Source organism: Pseudomonas putida (assembly GCF_028682635.1).
Lineage (GTDB): Bacteria > Pseudomonadota > Gammaproteobacteria > Pseudomonadales > Pseudomonadaceae > Aquipseudomonas > Aquipseudomonas putida_AE.
Genome location: NZ_JANHLK010000030.1, coordinates 40,787 through 57,964 on the forward strand (window position 1 = coordinate 40,787; position 17,178 = coordinate 57,964).

15 protein-coding genes and 1 pseudogene are annotated in these 17,178 nt (G+C 57.9%); 12 read left to right on the plus strand and 4 right to left on the minus strand.

Annotated features, from left to right (window positions below; translation table 11 throughout):
* Nucleotides 1-266: 266 nt before the first annotated feature.
* Nucleotides 267-713 (plus strand): annotated as a pseudogene (locus tag NPS56_RS31440) (LysR substrate-binding domain-containing protein); the annotation flags it as partial.
* 318 nt (nucleotides 714-1,031) lie between these two features.
* Here NPS56_RS31440 and NPS56_RS26445 read toward each other — a convergent pair.
* Entirely contained in the window at nucleotides 1,032-2,447 is a 1,416-nt protein-coding gene (locus NPS56_RS26445; RefSeq protein ID WP_154862909.1) for a tyrosine-type recombinase/integrase, read from the minus strand.
* 1,136 nt (nucleotides 2,448-3,583) lie between these two features.
* Between NPS56_RS26445 and NPS56_RS26450 the strand changes: the two genes are divergently transcribed.
* Nucleotides 3,584-3,970 (plus strand): hypothetical protein, encoded by a 387-nt coding sequence (locus NPS56_RS26450; RefSeq protein WP_274077371.1) that lies wholly within the window; start codon nucleotides 3,584-3,586, stop codon nucleotides 3,968-3,970.
* Between the two features lie 39 nt (nucleotides 3,971-4,009).
* Here the strand turns inward: NPS56_RS26450 and NPS56_RS26455 are convergent, their stop codons facing one another.
* Nucleotides 4,010-4,213: a hypothetical protein gene (locus tag NPS56_RS26455; protein WP_274077396.1), complete on the minus strand. Its 204-nt coding sequence runs from the start codon at nucleotides 4,211-4,213 to the stop codon at nucleotides 4,010-4,012.
* Nucleotides 4,214-4,436: 223 nt separating this feature from the next.
* Here NPS56_RS26455 and yecR point away from each other — a divergent pair, with 223 nt between their 5' ends.
* The 5 genes from yecR to NPS56_RS26485 all read left to right on the plus strand — a co-directional run bounded on the left by yecR (nucleotide 4,437) and on the right by NPS56_RS26485 (nucleotide 7,809).
* Nucleotides 4,437-4,907, plus strand: a complete 471-nt coding sequence (gene yecR, locus NPS56_RS26465; RefSeq protein WP_274077372.1) for a YecR family lipoprotein — start codon at nucleotides 4,437-4,439, stop codon at nucleotides 4,905-4,907.
* Nucleotides 4,908-5,097: 190 nt separating this feature from the next.
* Complete coding sequence (locus NPS56_RS26470) at nucleotides 5,098-6,300, plus strand: PD-(D/E)XK nuclease family protein (protein ID WP_274077373.1); 1,203 nt, start codon at nucleotides 5,098-5,100, stop codon at nucleotides 6,298-6,300.
* Nucleotides 6,301-6,612: 312 nt separating this feature from the next.
* Entirely contained in the window at nucleotides 6,613-6,804 is a 192-nt protein-coding gene (locus tag NPS56_RS26475; RefSeq protein WP_274077374.1) for a hypothetical protein, read from the plus strand.
* Nucleotides 6,798-7,040 carry a hypothetical protein gene (locus NPS56_RS26480; protein WP_274077375.1) on the plus strand — a complete coding sequence of 81 codons (243 nt, stop codon included), beginning with the start codon at nucleotides 6,798-6,800 and terminating at the stop codon, nucleotides 7,038-7,040. The genes NPS56_RS26475 and NPS56_RS26480 overlap by 7 nt, the downstream gene beginning before the upstream one ends.
* Before the next feature lie 40 nt (nucleotides 7,041-7,080).
* The gene (locus tag NPS56_RS26485) at nucleotides 7,081-7,809 is read left to right on the plus strand and encodes a polyphenol oxidase family protein (RefSeq protein ID WP_274077376.1); all 729 of its coding nucleotides are present in this window, start codon (nucleotides 7,081-7,083) and stop codon (nucleotides 7,807-7,809) included.
* A 123-nt stretch (nucleotides 7,810-7,932) separates the two neighbouring features.
* Here the strand turns inward: NPS56_RS26485 and mhpT are convergent, their stop codons facing one another.
* Complete coding sequence (mhpT, locus tag NPS56_RS26490; protein ID WP_274077377.1) at nucleotides 7,933-9,150, minus strand: 3-(3-hydroxy-phenyl)propionate transporter MhpT; 1,218 nt, start codon at nucleotides 9,148-9,150, stop codon at nucleotides 7,933-7,935.
* Nucleotides 9,151-9,482: 332 nt separating this feature from the next.
* Between mhpT and NPS56_RS26495 the strand changes: the two genes are divergently transcribed.
* Nucleotides 9,483-10,805: an OprD family porin gene (locus NPS56_RS26495; protein WP_274077378.1), complete on the plus strand. Its 1,323-nt coding sequence runs from the start codon at nucleotides 9,483-9,485 to the stop codon at nucleotides 10,803-10,805.
* 46 nt (nucleotides 10,806-10,851) lie between these two features.
* Here the strand turns inward: NPS56_RS26495 and NPS56_RS26500 are convergent, their stop codons facing one another.
* Complete coding sequence (locus NPS56_RS26500; protein WP_274077379.1) at nucleotides 10,852-11,340, minus strand: MarR family winged helix-turn-helix transcriptional regulator; 489 nt, start codon at nucleotides 11,338-11,340, stop codon at nucleotides 10,852-10,854.
* A gap of 209 nt (nucleotides 11,341-11,549) precedes the next feature.
* Here NPS56_RS26500 and NPS56_RS26505 point away from each other — a divergent pair, with 209 nt between their 5' ends.
* The 4 genes from NPS56_RS26505 to NPS56_RS26520 all read left to right on the plus strand — a co-directional run bounded on the left by NPS56_RS26505 (nucleotide 11,550) and on the right by NPS56_RS26520 (nucleotide 17,162).
* Nucleotides 11,550-12,380, plus strand: coding sequence for a p-hydroxycinnamoyl CoA hydratase/lyase (locus NPS56_RS26505; protein ID WP_274077380.1), 831 nt, complete (start codon nucleotides 11,550-11,552; stop codon nucleotides 12,378-12,380).
* Between the two features lie 96 nt (nucleotides 12,381-12,476).
* Nucleotides 12,477-13,925, plus strand: coding sequence for an aldehyde dehydrogenase (locus NPS56_RS26510; protein ID WP_274077381.1), 1,449 nt, complete (start codon nucleotides 12,477-12,479; stop codon nucleotides 13,923-13,925).
* Between the two features lie 115 nt (nucleotides 13,926-14,040).
* Nucleotides 14,041-15,924, plus strand: coding sequence for a feruloyl-CoA synthase (locus NPS56_RS26515; RefSeq protein ID WP_274077382.1), 1,884 nt, complete (start codon nucleotides 14,041-14,043; stop codon nucleotides 15,922-15,924).
* The gene (locus NPS56_RS26520) at nucleotides 15,921-17,162 is read left to right on the plus strand and encodes a thiolase family protein (protein ID WP_274077383.1); all 1,242 of its coding nucleotides are present in this window, start codon (nucleotides 15,921-15,923) and stop codon (nucleotides 17,160-17,162) included. Before NPS56_RS26515 ends, NPS56_RS26520 begins: the two co-directional genes overlap by 4 nt.
* The last annotated feature ends 16 nt before the right edge of the window (nucleotides 17,163-17,178 follow it).

A 17,178-nucleotide genomic window follows, 5' to 3' on the forward strand; every position in this document is an offset into this window, starting at 1 on the left:
GCGACACGGCTGGCTATGGTTGGCGGATTCCATTCTTAATGAAAAGAATTCCAATCGTAGTGAAAACTCATGGCTGGTTTATGTCCCCGGCAGGGCACAATCCGACGCTTGCCTGGGTGCGTTGAGCATTTTGATTATTAAATAGTCAGTTTCGATCATGAGACCCAGCAGGGTGCCTCTTGGCTATTTCGGATGACTGACGTGGAGAAAAACTCTTGGGCTATTCTTCGATCGCTCGTTTTTTTAGAGTTTTCGCAATAATTTCAGCGATAAACCCGGACTGTCATTTCACGAACTACGGGTTGACCTGATCTGTCAGGGGGGCGATTCCGCGATTTACGGCGGATTCGAACGTCCCATGGCGTGGAAGCCCGCAATCCGACACCGACCAATTGTGTTCAAGGTTTCAACTGACTATTGGGCAGCGCGTTAGGCCATCGTCGGACACCAAGATCTGAAACTTCACGATTGCACCCTCAATCGTTCCAAGCAGACTGGTCAGTCCGTTGCCGCTGAAGGTTCGGATGACCATGAGCGACTCGGTAGCGGTCTGTGCCACGGCGATCCAAGGCCTAGGCATCGCGCTGGTGAGCATGACGTTTGCCGCAGGTTATCTGGAGGCGGGGGACATTGCAGACGGTATTGCCGGAATGAAATCTCGATGAAACTACATTTCTATCTATTTCGCTGAACACCGTTTCTTGCCGGGCAGACTGGAGTTTAATACTGAGCAGTCCTAGCAATCTGCTACCTGCGAGTCCGTTTGTCCGGAATCTAGGTGAAGGGGACAGGCAATTTGAAAATCCATCCGTCCGGCTAAAAGCAAGACTTTATCCAGGGTGTAGGCTGTAGTGTGGGCTAGCAGACTTTTACCCCAGAAACGACAAAGCCCCGAAAAATCAGGGCTTTGTCGTATAAAGATGGCGGAGGCGATGTCATCGATGGATGGCGCCTGGTGGATGACTCCCCAAGTAGACGCCAGAAATGTATCTGTTCAAGATATTATTTTTCGGAGCTCCACTGAATGCTAATTAATTGGGGAACAGAGGCAATTGATCGCTAGAAGTAGTTGCGAAAATTTTTTCAAGACGTATCCCTAGCAATCTCCAAGCCTCGGTTTTTTCCTTGGCATAATCATGATGAAGATAATGTCGACGAACCTTTGATCCACCAAGTACATGATTTTGGCAGCGATCAATTATCTCTATTGTTATACCGAGCTCTTGCATCATAGTTGCGCCTGTTCGGCGCAAATCGTGAGGGGTCCATTCACCTTTGCTTCCCTTGTTGAGCACCAATGAGTCATCGTGGTGGCGGCCAATAAGTGGTTTACTGCGTTTTTTGAATCGGCACTGCCGGTCACCGATTAACTTGCTAACTGTCTTCGTATCGACATGGCTTTTCTCGACTTTGCTGGGGAAGCAGTACGGTGTATGTCCGCTTTCCCTTTGCAATAGCTTGAATTGTGTCAGCACGAAAGAGGACATAAACACGTGGTGATCCTGACGTCTGCCCATATGTCCTTTGGTGGATTCGGCTGGAATGAGCCAGGTCCCTTTTTCCAGATCCACGTGTCTCCATTCAGACTTGAGCAGTTCTCCGATGCGGCAGAGGGTACCCAGACAGATCCAGACTGCGCATTGCACGCGTGGGTTTACTGGGCGGATACCAGAGTATTTCTGGCCGGCGGGTAGGGCGTCATAGTCGTGTGCCAGACGCGCGAAGATGTCGCGCAACTCGCGAATTTCATCAGGAGAAAGTACGCGGTCGCGTTGTTCTTGGTAGTCGTGATCGAGCAGTTTGTTGGCGTCTATCAAGTAGGCCGGATTTCCATCGACCATTAGGGTGCGCCACGGCTTGCGTTTCTCAGCCCAGCGCAGCATCTGGCCGATGTCCTTACTGCGAATCACAACGGCGCGGTTCAGGCCGCGGGCTTTGACCGAGCGTAGGACAGTGAGCAGATCTTTCTCGGTGAGGTTGCGCAGCGGCTTATCGCCAATGACTGGTAACACGTCTTTGGTGAAGCTGCGGCGCAGTTCAGCGTTTCCGTCCTGGCGGGATACGCCGTCGCGAATCCACTCCTCGAAGAGATCAGTGACTGTCTTGTTCTCTCCCGCCTGACGTTCGGCCTCGGCAATGGTGGCGACAATGGCAGCCTGGGCTTCGATTCTGGCGGCCTTGCGGGCGGTGATGGGGTCTATGCCTTTAGTGATGCTCACTCTCATTTCGTCACGCTCGGCACGAATTTGCGCCAGCGATTTCTTCGGCCAACTGCCCAAACGGTGATCACGTTTGGTTCCGTGCAGTTTGAACTCGTAGCGAAATAGGAGAGTAATGCCGCGTACACCGGCGCGAACCTTGGCAGTCAGGCCACCGTCTTCGCGTAGCGTCCTCCCGTCATCCGCGGAGGTGAGCGCCTCCAGTTGCTTCGCCGTTAGTTTTGCCACTGTCGACCTAATGTCTGATTCCAGCGTCTTGAAATTTTGCCCCACTTTTGCCCCACCGAATCACTTGGCTGTCGATGGATATTAGTGGATCATTATAGACGTTAATATAGCCTGAATCCCCGTAAATTCCAGGTTAAAGCGTTCCATGAGAGTGTACGTTCGTCCATGGAATTCCAGACCTTAAGTGTATGGGGTGCTAGGGGTCGAGTGTTCGAATCACTCCGTCCCGACCATTATTCCTGATTAAAATCAGACACTTAAGCCGATCATCTAGATCGGCTTTTTTGTGCCTGCGCAAAACCCGCGCAAAACTAGCCGGTGATTTCGCTGATATTCAGGTCCCGATTTGCCTCGGCCCCCAGATGGCCTCCTCGTGGTCGCGCTGGTAGTTTTTGGTCATGCCCTCGCTCGCATGATCTGCGCGTGGATCGTTGGATTGGTGATGTAATCCAGGCAGTAATTGGCGTTGTCTCCAATCAGGCGCCCCAAGTGGGGGGACCGTTCGTCGGCGCTCGCGCACGATCAACAAATTGCCAAGTCGATGAAGTAGCCCAAAAAAAAGACAGGTTCTTATGCGACCACTAATCCTCGATTTGCCGAATGGGCGTGAGCTCGCAAATGAACTTGATCTTGCAATCGGGCAGATGATGGCCATCCCGGTCGAACTAATCGGTGGCACAGAGTGGCTGGCGGCTTCCACCAGGCAGCAGCAAGCCTTCCAAAAATGGCGAGAGTATCTTCAGCTCATGGCTGATGGGCGAGTAAGTGTCGAGTCGTTAAGGGTCGCCTGATTTATGGCCCGTTGTAGATGAGTCGGTGCAAGTAGAGCGGGGCTGCTATAGACAGGAGGATCATGTCTTGCCAACAGCTTCTCGGACATATGCGAGGGTTGCATGGCGTCAACAGTACTGCACGGCGCAGGGCCGGCGCTGACCGCAAATGAAAAAGCCCGACACTGGGTCGGGCTTTCCAATCACGTAGCCAATTCCTTTTGGCTGACTGCATTGTGCTTGGCAAGTGTGACGAAGGCGTGACGGGAGTGCGCATATCAGGTGCAGACCTGATTTCTGACGATGCAAGGGAAACGCGCCTAAGCTCAACCCAGCTTCCATAACAATTAAAGGCCGAGGTGCAGCGTGAGTATCAAAAGCACTAGCTTTACGATCATTGTCCTTGTGTTATCAGGCTGCGTCAATTCCGGCAGCGAGCCCATGAAGCCTGTACCGCCTTCTGCGGTGACCCTGGACGACGCGCAGATTCGAGCGGCCTTGACCGGATATAAACTGAACAATGTCAACAAACCATCATCGTTGAGTTTTAACGCTGACGGGTCGGAAATCTTCAAAAGGTCTGGGGCTGAGCCTCTGACGGAACGATGGAAAGTCAAAGACGGAATTCTATGTATTGAATCCCCGGGCTACCCCATGGAATGTGCGCGAGTGAAAGCGGACAAAGATGACTACTGGTTTGTCAGTACAGACAGCGGCGAGGTGCGTTATCAGTTCACCCGGTCTCCCCAGTGAAGCGAAAACCGTCGCGGGGTGCAAAACGCAAAACTGACCTCAATGCAAAACCCTGCGACTCTCTCCAATCCTGATCCGATCAAGCGCCCGATTTAATGCGTCCAAGGCATCGAGGAGAGCTTTCGCCTCAGCTTCCCGGCCATCTCCCCACAGTCTTTCCGCCATCTTGTTCAGGGCCTGGATAGACCTTTCAATGTCTGCAGCGGTTGCTGCGGGTGTGTCTGTCTGCCGCTTCTTTGGCATTTTCAATATTGCTCCGTGCTCGATTTTAAGCGTGTGCCACAGGCGCAGCGGGGAGATAGTGGAAGCCACTATCTCGTAACGTGACTCGTAATGGCCAGATTGAATCCGACACTCCAGGCATTCATAACAGACCACAGATACATTTGGCGCGCATCGTTTTTGTAGACACTCTCATGTCTAATTGCCACTATCACGCGTCTTGTACCTGAACCGGATTTTTTCCATGCGTAAGCTACTTTTTCTTGTAATGCTGGCTGTTGTGGTAACCGGCTGCTCCAGCCGTAAAGACTTTTACGCAACCGGTGGGAGCCGGGCGGATGGTTCGATCGACATGGCTTACGACTTCAAACCCTTTGAGACTCCGATCGTTGACTATAAGCAAGCAGAATCGATTGCAAATAGTAAATGTGCGGTTTGGGGTTACAACCGAGCCGAACCTTTCGGCGGGCAAACCCAGAATTGCCAGGTTCGCGATGGCTGGGGTAACTGCACGGCTGGCCAGATGATCGTCAAATATCAATGCATTGGAAACATCACGCCATCTAACCAGACCACAGTTCCTACGCTCACCACTGTTCCGGTTGGACTGCTGACCCCTGCTCAGTACAAAGAATCACGCGTCAAAGCGTTAATGGATCAAAATCTCCTCTACGCCGAGTACCAAAAGCAGTATCAGGTGATAATGGCTGAGTAATTTTAACAACGCTGGTTTTACTGTTCGGCTCAATTTCTCAGCATCTCTTTGCGGCCGTTTGGGAACTGAGCCAGTTCTTCATTCGAAACAAACTGCCTCTCCGCAACAGCGTGAAATGGAGGCGACGTGGTGGTTCAAGGTGCTTCGAGACATACTCAGCAATCAAATCCGAATCCGCAGGTCACAACACATGGAAGTCACACCGCAGCTCAATGAGCTATTTGCGTGCGATGAGTTCTTGGCACTAACTCAATACACGCGGGCATTCGACCCGTTTAGGGTGATGGGGGTAAGCACCAAGGAGCTACTGCACTCCAGGGTTATAGCAGCGTTTCTCAGCGCCAACGAACCTCATGGTCTAGGGAGCACTTTTCGTGACGAGTACGTGGCGTCACTAATGAACTGCCGTCAGGTAGGGGCTGCGCGACCTATCAATGCAACAATACTGGTAAACGCTGTCGGCGCTCATGCCAAGGTCGCTAGAGAACTAGCGGGAATCGATATCCTCCTCGACTTTCCCGACTTGCGACTGGTCCTTGCAATCGAGAACAAAATTCACGCGATTGATCAACCCAAACAGCTGAAACGCTATCAAGAATCACTGTGTGAACTCTTCCCGTATTACGAGCACCGAGCAATAGTCTATCTGACACCCACCGGGCGTGACTCCCCAACTGCAAACCTGGATTGCTCGCGTGTCCCTATTTACTACCAGTCCTATGCAATGATCGCAGCCTTGCTTAGGGGGTGCCGCCCCTTGGCTAGTCCACCGGCCGGTGTTTTTATTGACCAGTTCACCAGCCATATTGAGCGCTCCATGACCGACAGTTCCGAAATCAAGGCCCTCTGCTGGGGTGTCTTCGAAAAGAGCGAAGAAGCGTACGAGCATATGGCAAAACACCTTTTTTATTGCCGGCAACGTAAGTTCGCAACGCGATTCACCGCTCTAGAACTCGAGATAAGGCAAGGCAGCCAGTTCAAAGAATGGGGCAACGAGATCCAGACACGGATCGTAGAGGCCAGCAAGGGCGATAACCCCTATTTCGATCTAGATGTCAGGCTAAAGTCTTGGCCTGATGGTGTGTGGGTAAAGCTCTACAAGCACAACTGGCTCGGGGTGTTTCCGTTTTTTCTTGCACAGGATAGCGAAATGGTTTCTCAACGCCTTGAGCAATTCTGCACATCGTCACGCGATGTGCCGGACTGGATTGGTCACAAGTATGCATCCCTCAGGTTTCAGCTGAAAACTGATCGGGCAGTGAGCGAGAACGGCAATCGCGCTGCAGATTCTGACTACAACGCGGCCCTTACTCGTGTACGTGAATGCATTGTGGAGATCAACGATGCACTAAATGCGACGCATTCCTTGCCCGCCGAATTGTCAATTGCCTGATTGGGCACGTGAATCCGTAAGCCATAACGGTCTTGTTCTGGAAGGCTTATATCGAGGGGCAATTGTCAGCCAGGACAAAGACGGTTTGTGCAAAACCTCCGCTGGAGACCACGATTTACCATTTGGATAAGGGTAAACAAGCGGATTTTTTGCCATACGTCGATGCGCCCGCTCAACAGTGAACTGGATTGGAAGGAAGAGAAGCAGCGAAACGCGACTCAAGGTCCAGGACATCGCCTGAGCATTGACTGAGGGGCAGGGCACGCATATACAGGTGCCCTTTGCACAGTTTAGTCAACGCAGGAAACGTAAATGAGCGATGAGATTGATATTCCTGAGCCCGAGCACGACCATCTGCTCGATCATGAATTCCACGATGATGAACCCTGGGTTGAAGAAGACGCCCAGGGCATTCTTGACGATGAAGACGAAGAAGATGATGACCTTGATTTTCTTGATTCGATTGATCAAGAGGACAGGGGCGACAATATCAAGGATTGCTAGGATGGCTGCGTTTTTTCAAGGAGGAAGCCAATGAAATACTCAAGGCCCTGAACGCAGCCTCAGAACGTTTTCTCAGCAGGTTTACCCGCAAGCAGTTTTTCTTTGCTGGCATCGCGGTCACCGCGGTCACCTATTCGTTGGCCTATACAGTCCCTGTATACAAGTCCCTTTACCTGGCCATGATCGGTGGTTGGCTGTTCGGTATGATGTTCGCGAGCTTTCATCCTGCCAAATGAGCTCGGAAATCGAGCAGCCAACTTTATTGATGAGGGTTGAATGGCCTATTTTTCCGACAATTTGAACGCTCTGCCGGGGCTGGCGCATGCATTCGACGAAGCCTGCGATACCCGCACACCCGCGGGCCTGTTTTATTGTGCCCAGAAGCATGGTGCCAACGTTATTGAGGTCGGTGATGAGCAACTGGCTGGAATCATCGCTGGGGATGCGGTGTTCACCCGCACAACACGTCCAATAGGCATCGTGACGGCAGATTGCCTGCCCATACTCATTGGTTCTACAACGGATCAGTTCGTTGCAGCCATACATGGCGGCTGGCAGGGATTAACGGCAGGGATAATCGAAAACTCCTTCAATGCCTTCCGTCTAGCTGGCATTTCTTTGGACAATTTGCAGGTGGCAATAGGCCCAGCCATACAGACATGTTGCTATGAGGTTGGAAGCGCCCTTGCCGACAAGATAGAACAGGTGCATGGGTACTTGTGGCGCGGGAGGCAGGCCCCTTGGTCAACCACTCGCGAAATGTCAGGGATGACCTCCAATTTCCGTCAAGCGCCCGCCAGTCACGGCGAGGCCTGGTTTGATCTCACTCTTTATTGTCTTTATTTGCTGGAGGCGTCGGGAGTGGATCGTGCTCAAGTGCAGACAGCAGGCGTATGCACTTATTGCGCAGGGCAGAACTGGGGCAGTTACAGGCGACGAACTCATCGAGTAGAGGAAAAAACCTATCAGTACTCATGGATCTGCCTAGGGGATGTTGATGCTTGAAGGCGTCATCATGAATGCGAAGGTCGTGGGAATGCAAAGGAGGATCGAGGGCCCTTAGCAGGACCCTCGCTTCAATTCTCGATCTCGTACCAGTGAAGGCAACACTAGTATGGGATCAACCGCTTAGTTGGCGGTCTTCAGTTGCCCTTGCGCGCTCGATCCGGTGCGCGCAATCACGGTCAGGATCGACAGGGCAGCAATCACCAACCCTGGTGAGGTCGCCAGAAGCACGCCCGTGGTGCCTGCACCGGCTGCGAGGATCTGCCCGGCGGCCAAGGGGCCTGCCACCGAGCCCAGGCGGCCGATGGCCACGGCGGCGCCGACACCGGTGGCGCGCACTGCGGTTGGGTAGGACGGTGGCGCCAGGGCGTAGAGCACCAGTTGCGCCGCCATGACGAACAACCCGGCGGCAAACCCGGCGATCGCCATCGGTACGATACCCACGGCCAAGCCGACCCCGGCCAGCGCCGTCAGCAACCCGGCATAGACGAACAGCACGACCTTGACGCCGTTGCAACGGTCCAGGAGCAGGCCGCCGAGCAGCGAGCCGAGGGCGCCGCCGATGTTGAACAGCATTTGCACCATGCCCGCCTGGGGTTTGCTGAAGCCCTGTTCCAGCAGCAATGAAGGCAGCCAGTTGAGCAGCATGTACATCACGGTCAGGGTGAAGAAATAGCTCAGCCACAAGGCCAGGGTGTTGCGTGTGCGACCTTCGCCGAACAGTGCCTGTGCGCTGGAGGGGCGCAGGTTGCCAGTGGCTGAATGTTGCTGGCGGAAGGCGCTGGATTCGGGCAGCAGCAGGGCCATCAGCGGTACGACCAGCAAGGGTGCCAGGCCGCCGATGATGAAGGTGGTCTGCCAGTGTTCACTGGAAAACATCGCCACCACCGCCGCGAGTGCACCGCCCAGGGGAACTCCGCAATACATGACGCTGATGGCGGTGCCGCGGTTGCGTTCGCTGACGGCTTCGGCGCACAGGGCGATCAGGTTGGGCAGGGCGGCGCCCAGGCCCAGGCCGGTCATGAAGCGCACCAGCAACAGGCTGGAGTAGCTCTCGACGTAGGCCGTGCAAAGGGAAAACACGCCGAACAGCAGCACGGCACTGACGAGGATTTTCTTGCGGCCGATGCGATCGGCGATCCAGCCGCCAAAAAATGCTCCGGGCAGCAGGCCGATGATCCCGGCGCTGAACACCCAACCCATCATCTTCGGGTCCAGGGCAAAACTCTGGCGCAGCCCGGCGGCAGCGGTGCCGGCAGCCTGCAGATCGAAACCCTCGATCAGCGCAACGATAAAGCACAAAGCGATTGTCAGCGTCGAACGACGCGATGGGCTGTCCATGGGTGAAACCTCATTGTTGTTTTTGTTGTGGAGTCGAGCCGTCCCATCGCACAGGGTACGCGGAAGATGACTGCCGATGAATAAGATAACAAAGATAACTAAAAAATGAACTGCCTCATGAAAATCCGAAAAATCAGCCGATAAGGCTTATAAATCAACTACTAAGATCATGATGAAGCGGCTAACTGGAAAATAGATAATAATATTAATGTTCGATTATCGGTCATTCGCCGTTGACAGCTGTCATCGGCTGTTTCCATTCTCTGTTCGCGAAGCCGGCTGCAGTGCGCTCCCCCGGCAGCACAAACAACAATAAAAAATGGAAATCGAACATGCCAAATCTCCCCACGCACGACGTTGCGACGGCGTCAGCCACCTGTGTGCCCGGTATCAACCGAGGGTTGGTCCTGGCGCTGCTCGGCTTGAGCGTCCTGCCCACCCAGCTTCGCGCCGCTGGTTTTATCGAAGACAGTCACGGCACCTTGACCCTGCGAAATTACTACCTGGACCGTCAATACAAGGACGATGGCGCCAAGACCGCCGCCCAGGAGTGGGCCCAGGGTTTCATCATGAACATGGAGTCTGGGTTTACCGAAGGGCCGCTGGGTTTTGGCCTGGACGTTCGCGGGCTGCTGGGGGTCAAGCTCGACTCCGCGCCGGATCGCAGCGGCACCGAGTTGCTGCCGGTGTCGGCCAGCGACAATCGTGCGGCGGATGAGTACTCGCGCCTGGCCCCGACCGCCAAGCTGCGTTTTGCCCAGACCACGGTGAAGTCCGGGGACGTGTCAATCTTCCTGCCGTTTGCCTTTGCCAGCCCCTCGCGATTGCTGCCACAGACCTTTCGCGGCACCACCCTCAGTTCCAGGGACTTCGATGGCCTGACGCTGAACACCGGGTACATCGATCGCATCGACAAGCGCAATTCCACCAACTATGAGGCGATGACCATCGCTTCGCCCAACCGGCGCTTCAACGCCACTGCCACGACCTCGCACATGGCCTACCTGGGGGGCGATTATCAGGTCAGCAAGACGCTGAGCCTGCGGGCCTACCACGCGGAAGTGGCCGACTTGTACCAACAGGACACCTTTGCCTTGCTGCATGACCTGCCCCTGGGCGGCGGGACATTGACCAGCGACCTGCGCAGTTTTTTCAGTCGCGAGGATGGCAGCGCCAAGGGCGGTGAAGTGGATAACCGCAACGTCTCGGGGCTGTTCAGCTACCGTTACGGCGGACACAAGTTGGGCATCGGCTATATGCATTCCAGTGGCGACTCGGCGACGCCCTACATCTCCGGGACAGAGTTGATGGGGATGAGTGAGCTGACCATGGCGTCGGACTTTCTCAACGCCAAGGAGCGTACGTGGCAGGCCATCTATGACTACGACTTCGTCGCGTCCGGAGTGCCCGGGCTGAGGGGGCGGTTGCGTTATTTGCGTGGTGATAATATCGAGCTGGCAGCCTTCAACGCCGAGGACCGCAAGGAGCGAGAATTCCAGATGGAGCTGGGCTATGTGGTGCAGAGCGGTCCGCTGAAAAACGTCGCGCTGGTGGCGCGCAAGGCGATCTACCGCAACGATTTCCCGAGTGGCGCGGCATTTCGCGATGAAAACCAGACCCGCTTCCTGGTGACCTACACCTTGCCGATCTGGTAACCGCCTGCAAGCTTCTCACCGGCACGCCCCTTGGGGGGGGCGTGCGTCACTCCTGATAAATCTTCTTCAGCAGGCGCAGCAGCTCCTCGCGTTCCTGGGTGTCCAGCGCCGCGGTGGCGTCCAGGTCGCTTTGCGCGGCGATCTGGTTCAGTTCCTTGAGCAGGGTCTCGCCGGTCTTGCTGAGGAAGATCCCGTACGAGCGCTTGTCCGGCTTGCAGCGCACGCGCACTGCCAGCGCCCGGCTTTCCAGCTTATTGAGCAGCGGCACCACCTGAGGCGGCTCGATGGTCAGTGCCCGGGCCAGATCGGCCTGCATCAGGCCGGGGTTCTGATTGATGATCGCCAGGGCCGAAAACTGGGCAGGTCGCAGATCGTGGGCCGAGAGGCGGCCAATCAGGTTCTGGAACAGCTTGAGTTGTGCGCGGCGCATGGCGTAGCCGATCAGGTCGTTCAAGGCCGAATCGAGTGGTGCCTGCATCTCGGCGTTGTTCGACGGTGCCTCGATCGACTCGGCGAGGGGGGAGGGCTTGGCCATTGCGGGTGAGTCCTGGGGATTTTGGGTTAACAAGACTATCTATTTTGCCGGCGTTGACCGGTGATTGCTATGGCCAAAATCGCTGGCGTTCGGACAGCAGGGCGCTGCGCAGCGGGAAACTGGTTAATTTTATTAATAGTTAATTGACATAACTAATTTACCGGTTTAATTTCCAGTCATCTTCAAACCAAGAACAAGAGAGCATCGTCATGAGCAATTACGAAGGTCGCTGGACAACGGTCAAAGTGGAAATCGAGGAAGGCATCGCGTGGGTCATCCTCAACCGCCCGGAAAAACGCAACGCCATGAGCCCGACCCTGAATCGCGAGATGATCGATGTCCTGGAAACCCTCGAGCAGGATCCGGACGCCGGTGTCCTGGTGCTGACCGGTGCGGGCGAAGCCTGGACGGCGGGCATGGATCTCAAGGAGTATTTCCGCGAAGTGGACGCCGGCCCGGAGATCCTTCAGGAAAAAATCCGTCGCGAAGCCTCGCAATGGCAGTGGAAACTGTTGCGCATGTACGCCAAGCCGACCATTGCCATGGTCAACGGCTGGTGCTTCGGTGGCGGTTTCAGCCCCCTGGTGGCGTGTGACCTGGCGATCTGCGCCGACGAAGCGACGTTTGGCCTGTCGGAAATCAACTGGGGCATCCCGCCCGGCAACCTGGTCAGCAAGGCCATGGCCGACACCGTGGGCCACCGTCAGTCGCTGTACTACATCATGACCGGCAAGACCTTTGGCGGGCAGAAAGCCGCCGAGATGGGCCTGGTCAATGAAAGCGTCCCGTTGGCGCAACTGCGTGAAACCACCGTTGAGCTGGCGCGTAACCTGCTGGAGAAAAACCCAGTGGTGCTGCGTGCGGCCAAGCATGGTTTCAAACGTTGCCGCGAACTGACGTGGGAGCAGAACGAGGACTACCTGTACGCCAAGCTCGATCAGTCGCGCCTGCTCGACACCGAAGGCGGCCGTGAGCAGGGCATGAAACAATTCCTCGACGACAAGAGCATCAAGCCCGGCCTGCAAGCGTACAAACGCTGAGGTTCTGCGGTAGGTAGCCGGGCGCAGTTGCGTCCCGGTACTGCGGTTACATCGTTCTTAATGTATTCCCGACAAAGACTATAAAGAGGAATCACCATGCTGGACGTGCCCCTGCTGATTGGCGGCCAGTCGTGCCCCGCCCGCGACGGTCGAACCTTCGAGCGCCGCAACCCGGTGACCGGCGAGTTGGTGTCGCGGGTTGCCGCCGCCACCCTGGAAGATGCCGACGCCGCGGTGGCCGCTGCGCAGAAGGCGTTTCCCGTCTGGGCTGCCCTGGCCCCCAATGAACGTCGCACCCGTTTGCTCAAGGCCGCCGAACAATTGCAGGCGCGCAGTGCCGAGTTCATCGAGGCGGCTGGGGAGACCGGCGCCATGGCCAACTGGTACGGGTTCAACGTGCGGCTGGCGGCCAACATGCTGCGTGAAGCGGCGTCGATGACCACGCAGATCAATGGCGAAGTCATCCCCTCGGATGTGCCTGGCAGTTTCGCCATGGCCCTGCGCCAACCCTGCGGCGTGGTGTTGGGCATCGCGCCCTGGAACGCCCCGGTGATTCTTGCCACCCGCGCTATCGCCATGCCATTGGCCTGCGGCAACACCGTGGTGCTCAAGGCCTCCGAGCTCAGTCCTGCGGTGCACCGCTTGATCGGTCAGGTACTGCAGGACGCCGGCCTGGGCGATGGCGTGGTCAATGTCATCAGCAACGCACCTGAGGATGCCCCGGCGATTGTCGAGCGATTGATCGCCAATCCGGCGGTGCGCCGGGTCAATTTCACCGGCTCGACCCATGTCGGACGAATCGTCGGCGAGCTCTCGGCGCGCCACCTCAAGCCGGCGTTGCTGGAATTGGGCGGCAAGGCGCCGCTGCTGGTGCTCGACGATGCCGACCTGGATGCTGCGGTAGAGGCGGCCGCCTTTGGCGCCTATTTCAATCAAGGACAGATCTGCATGTCCACCGAGCGCCTGATCGTCGATGCCAAGGTGGCCGATGCCTTTGTCGCCAAGTTGGCGGCCAAGGTCGCCACCCTGCGCGCGGGCGACCCCGCAGATGCGCAATCGGTGCTCGGTTCGCTGGTGGACGCCAGCGCCGGCACGCGCATCAAGGGCTTGATCGACGATGCATTGGCCAAGGGCGCGCGCCTGGTGGTCGGCGGGCAACTGGATGGCAGCATTTTGCAGCCGACCCTGCTCGACGGTGTCGACGCGAGCATGCGCCTGTACCGCGAGGAGTCCTTCGGGCCGGTGGCCGTCCTGCTGCGCGGCGAGGGAGATGAAGCGCTGCTGCAGCTGGCCAATGACTCCGAGTTCGGTTTGTCGGCGGCGATTTTCAGTCGCGATACCGGGCGTGCCCTGGCCCTGGCCCAACGGGTCGAGTCGGGCATCTGCCATATCAACGGCCCGACCGTGCACGACGAGGCGCAAATGCCTTTTGGCGGGGTCAAGTCCAGCGGCTACGGCAGTTTCGGCGGCAAGGCGTCCATCGAGCATTTCACCCAGCTGCGTTGGGTCACCTTGCAGAACGGACCGCGGCACTACCCGATCTGAACAGGCGGGCAAGGCCGAAATAACAATAACAAGGCTGCAGCCAACGGCTGCCACGCTATCGCTGAGTCACCTGTGGGTGACTTGGGTTTAGCGTGCCTCGACGGAGTACATGCACTTGAGTTCCGAATTCAGTTTACAAGCCCAAGCCCAGGCCAGCGCACCGCGCTATCGCCCCGTGTCCATCGGTTGCGCGGCGGTCGAGGTGACCGAGCAGCAGGGCGAACTGCACATGCGCTCCCTGGAACCCTTGGCCGAGATGCCCAGGCGCTTGCTCGACCGTCTGGTACATTGGGCCCGGGTGCGTCCCGAGCAGACCTTTATCGCCGCCCGCCAGGACGACGGTGAATGGCGTCGGGTGAGTTACGCGCAAATGCTCGACAGCGTCCGGGCGATCGCCCAAAGCCTGCTGAGCTATGGACTGTCGGCCGACAGGCCCCTGGTGTTGCTCTCGGGCAATGACATCGAGCATTTACAAGTCGCCTTCGGCGCCCTGTATGCGGGCATTCCCTACTGCCCGGTGTCGCCGGCCTATTCGCTGCTGTCCCAGGATTTCTCCAAGCTGCGCCACGTGTGCGACCTGCTGCAACCGGGCCTGGTGTTCGTCAGTGATGCCCCGGCGTACCAGCGCGCCATTGACGCCGTGCTGCCGGCCGATACGCCACTGATTATCGTCCGTGGCCAGGTCGCGGGGCGCCGGCAGGTGAGCTTTGCCAGCCTGCTCGAACAATCGGGCGGCGCCGAGGCCGAAGCCGCTTTCGCCGCCACCGGCCCGGACAGCATCGCCAAGTTTCTGTTCACCTCCGGCTCGACCCGGCTGCCCAAGGCCGTGATCACCACCCAACGCATGCTCTGCGCCAATCAGCAGATGTTGTTGCAGACCTTTCCGGTGTTCGGTGAAGAACCTCCGGTGCTGGTGGACTGGCTGCCGTGGAACCACACGTTCGGCGGCAGCCACAACCTCGGCATCGTGCTCTACAACGGCGGCAGTTTTTACCTGGACGACGGCAAGCCGACCGCCCAGGGATTTGCCCAGACCCTGCGCAACCTCAAGGAAGTGTCGCCCACCGCCTACCTGACCGTGCCCAAGGGCTGGGAAGAACTGGTCTCGGCCCTGGAACAGGACGCGCAATTACGGGAGTGTTTTTTCAAGCGCGTCAGCCTGTTCTTCTTCGCCGCTGCCGGGCTGTCGCAAAGCGTCTGGGATCGGCTTGACCGGGTCGCCGAACAACACTGTGGCGAACGCATCCGGATGATGGCGGGGCTGGGCATGACCGAGGCCGCGCCCTCCTGCACCTTTACCACCGGGCCCTTGTCCATGGCCGGTTACATCGGCCTGCCGGCACCGGGTTGTGAGGTCCGCTTGGTGCCCAGGGAGGGCAAGCTGGAAGGGCGCTTCCGTGGGCCGCACATCATGCCCGGTTACTGGCGCTCACCAAAGCAGACCGCCGAGGTGTTCGACGAACAAGGCTATTACTGTTCCGGTGACGCGCTCAAGCTGGCTGACCCGGATGACGCGCAACTGGGGCTGATGTTCGATGGGCGCATTGCCGAAGACTTCAAGCTGTCTTCCGGGGTCTTCGTCAGTGTCGGGCCGCTGCGTAATCGTGCGGTACTGGAGGGCTCGCCCTATGTTCAGGACCTGGTGGTGACCGCGCCGGATCGTGAATGCCTGGGCGCGCTGGTGTTCCCACGAATGTACGAATGCCGCCGCCTGGCGGGGCTCGGTGCCAGTGCCAACGATGCCCAGGTGCTGGCCAGCGCGCCGGTGCGGCAGTGGTTCGCCGACTGGTTGCAGCGGCTCAATCGCGACGCCAGCGGCAACGCCAGTCGCCTGGAATGGATCGCGTTGCTCGACGAGGCCCCGTCCATCGATCGCGGTGAAATTACCGACAAAGGCTCGATCAACCAGCGTGCGGTGTTGCAATGCCGTGCGGCCCAGGTCGAGGCGTTGTATCGCGGTGAAGACCCGTCGATCCTGCGTGCAGGGCCACGGTCATGAGTGGCCCGGGGCAATACTCGTCCTTCAGCGATGTGGCGATTCTTGAAGGCGTGCGAACACCTTGGATTGATGTCGGCGGCGCGTTGGCCCAGGTATCGCCCATTGATCTGGGCATCAAGGTCGGTCGCGAAGCGTTGGCCCGTGCCGGGCTCGATCCGCGGGCAGTTGACACGGTGCTGGCCGGCTCCATGGCCCAGGCCAGCTTCGACGCCTACATGCTGCCACGCCATATCGGTCTGTACAGCGGTGTGCCGCAACAGGTGCCGGCATTGGCGGTGCAGCGCATTTGCGCGACCGGCTTTGAGCTGTTGCGCCAGGCCGGCGAGCAGCTTCAAGGGGGCGCGCAACTGGCGCTGTGTGTGGGCGCCGAATCCATGTCGCGCAACCCGATTGCCGCCTACACCCATCGGGGCGGGTTTCGCCTCGGGGCGCCGGTGGATTTCAAGGATTTCCTTTGGGAAGCGCTGTACGACCCGGCGCCGGGCCTGGACATGATCGCCACGGCGGAAAACCTCGCCAGGCGTCACGGCCTGAGCCGCGAGGCGGTGGATGCCTATGCCTTCGACAGTCACCAAAGGGCGCTGCACGCGCAGACCAGCGGCTGGTTCAGCGATGAAATCGTCCCGGTGGATATTGAGGTGTTTGAACTGGAGGGCTATCAGCCACGGGGGATTACCCTGGCGCGTCGATGTGAAGCGGTGACCCAGGACAGCCATCCCCGGCCCACCGATTTATCCGCGCTGGCCAGGCTGCAGGCGATTCATGCTGATGGCGTGCAAACCGCCGGCAACAGCTGTGCGGTGGTGGACGGCGCAGCGGCCGCACTGGTCGGCCGAGCCTCGATGAGTGCGCGTCCGGTACTGGCGCACCTGTTGGCGACTGCGGTGGTCGGTGTGGCGCCGGAGTTCATGGGGATCGGCCCGGTGCCGGCGATCCAGTTGTTGCTGCAACGCAGCGGCCTGGCCCAGGACGATATCGCCCTGTTTGAAATCAACGAGGCGCAAGGTGCGCAGGTGCTTGCAGTGGCTCAGGCGCTGGAGCTGGATAGCCAGCGGCTTAACCGCCGTGGTGGTTCGATCGCGCTGGGGCATCCATTGGCCGCCACCGGCCTGCGTTTGGTGATGACCCTGGCGCGGCAATTGCGCGAACAACATCTGCGCTACGGGATCGCCGCTGCCTGTGTCGGCGGCGGGCAGGGCATGGCCGTGCTGATCGAAAACCCGGATTTTCCTGGCTGACTCCTAGCGGTGTTTC

Excerpts from the sequence above, each read along its gene's own strand:
- NPS56_RS26520 (WP_274077383.1), top strand. The coding sequence starts at position 15,921 with ATGAGTGGCCCGGGGCAATACTCGTCCTTCAGCGATGTGGCGATTCTT.
- NPS56_RS26475 (WP_274077374.1), top strand. The coding sequence starts at position 6,613 with ATGAGCGATGAGATTGATATTCCTGAGCCCGAGCACGACCATCTGCTC.
- NPS56_RS26495 (WP_274077378.1), top strand. The coding sequence starts at position 9,483 with ATGCCAAATCTCCCCACGCACGACGTTGCGACGGCGTCAGCCACCTGT.
- NPS56_RS26455 (WP_274077396.1), bottom strand. The coding sequence starts at position 4,213 with ATGCCAAAGAAGCGGCAGACAGACACACCCGCAGCAACCGCTGCAGAC.
- NPS56_RS26505 (WP_274077380.1), top strand. The coding sequence starts at position 11,550 with ATGAGCAATTACGAAGGTCGCTGGACAACGGTCAAAGTGGAAATCGAG.
- NPS56_RS26500 (WP_274077379.1), bottom strand. The coding sequence starts at position 11,340 with ATGGCCAAGCCCTCCCCCCTCGCCGAGTCGATCGAGGCACCGTCGAAC.
- mhpT (WP_274077377.1), bottom strand. The coding sequence starts at position 9,150 with ATGGACAGCCCATCGCGTCGTTCGACGCTGACAATCGCTTTGTGCTTT.
- NPS56_RS26485 (WP_274077376.1), top strand. The coding sequence starts at position 7,081 with ATGGCCTATTTTTCCGACAATTTGAACGCTCTGCCGGGGCTGGCGCAT.
- yecR (WP_274077372.1), top strand. The coding sequence starts at position 4,437 with ATGCGTAAGCTACTTTTTCTTGTAATGCTGGCTGTTGTGGTAACCGGC.
- NPS56_RS26470 (WP_274077373.1), top strand. The coding sequence starts at position 5,098 with ATGGAAGTCACACCGCAGCTCAATGAGCTATTTGCGTGCGATGAGTTC.
- NPS56_RS26510 (WP_274077381.1), top strand. The coding sequence starts at position 12,477 with ATGCTGGACGTGCCCCTGCTGATTGGCGGCCAGTCGTGCCCCGCCCGC.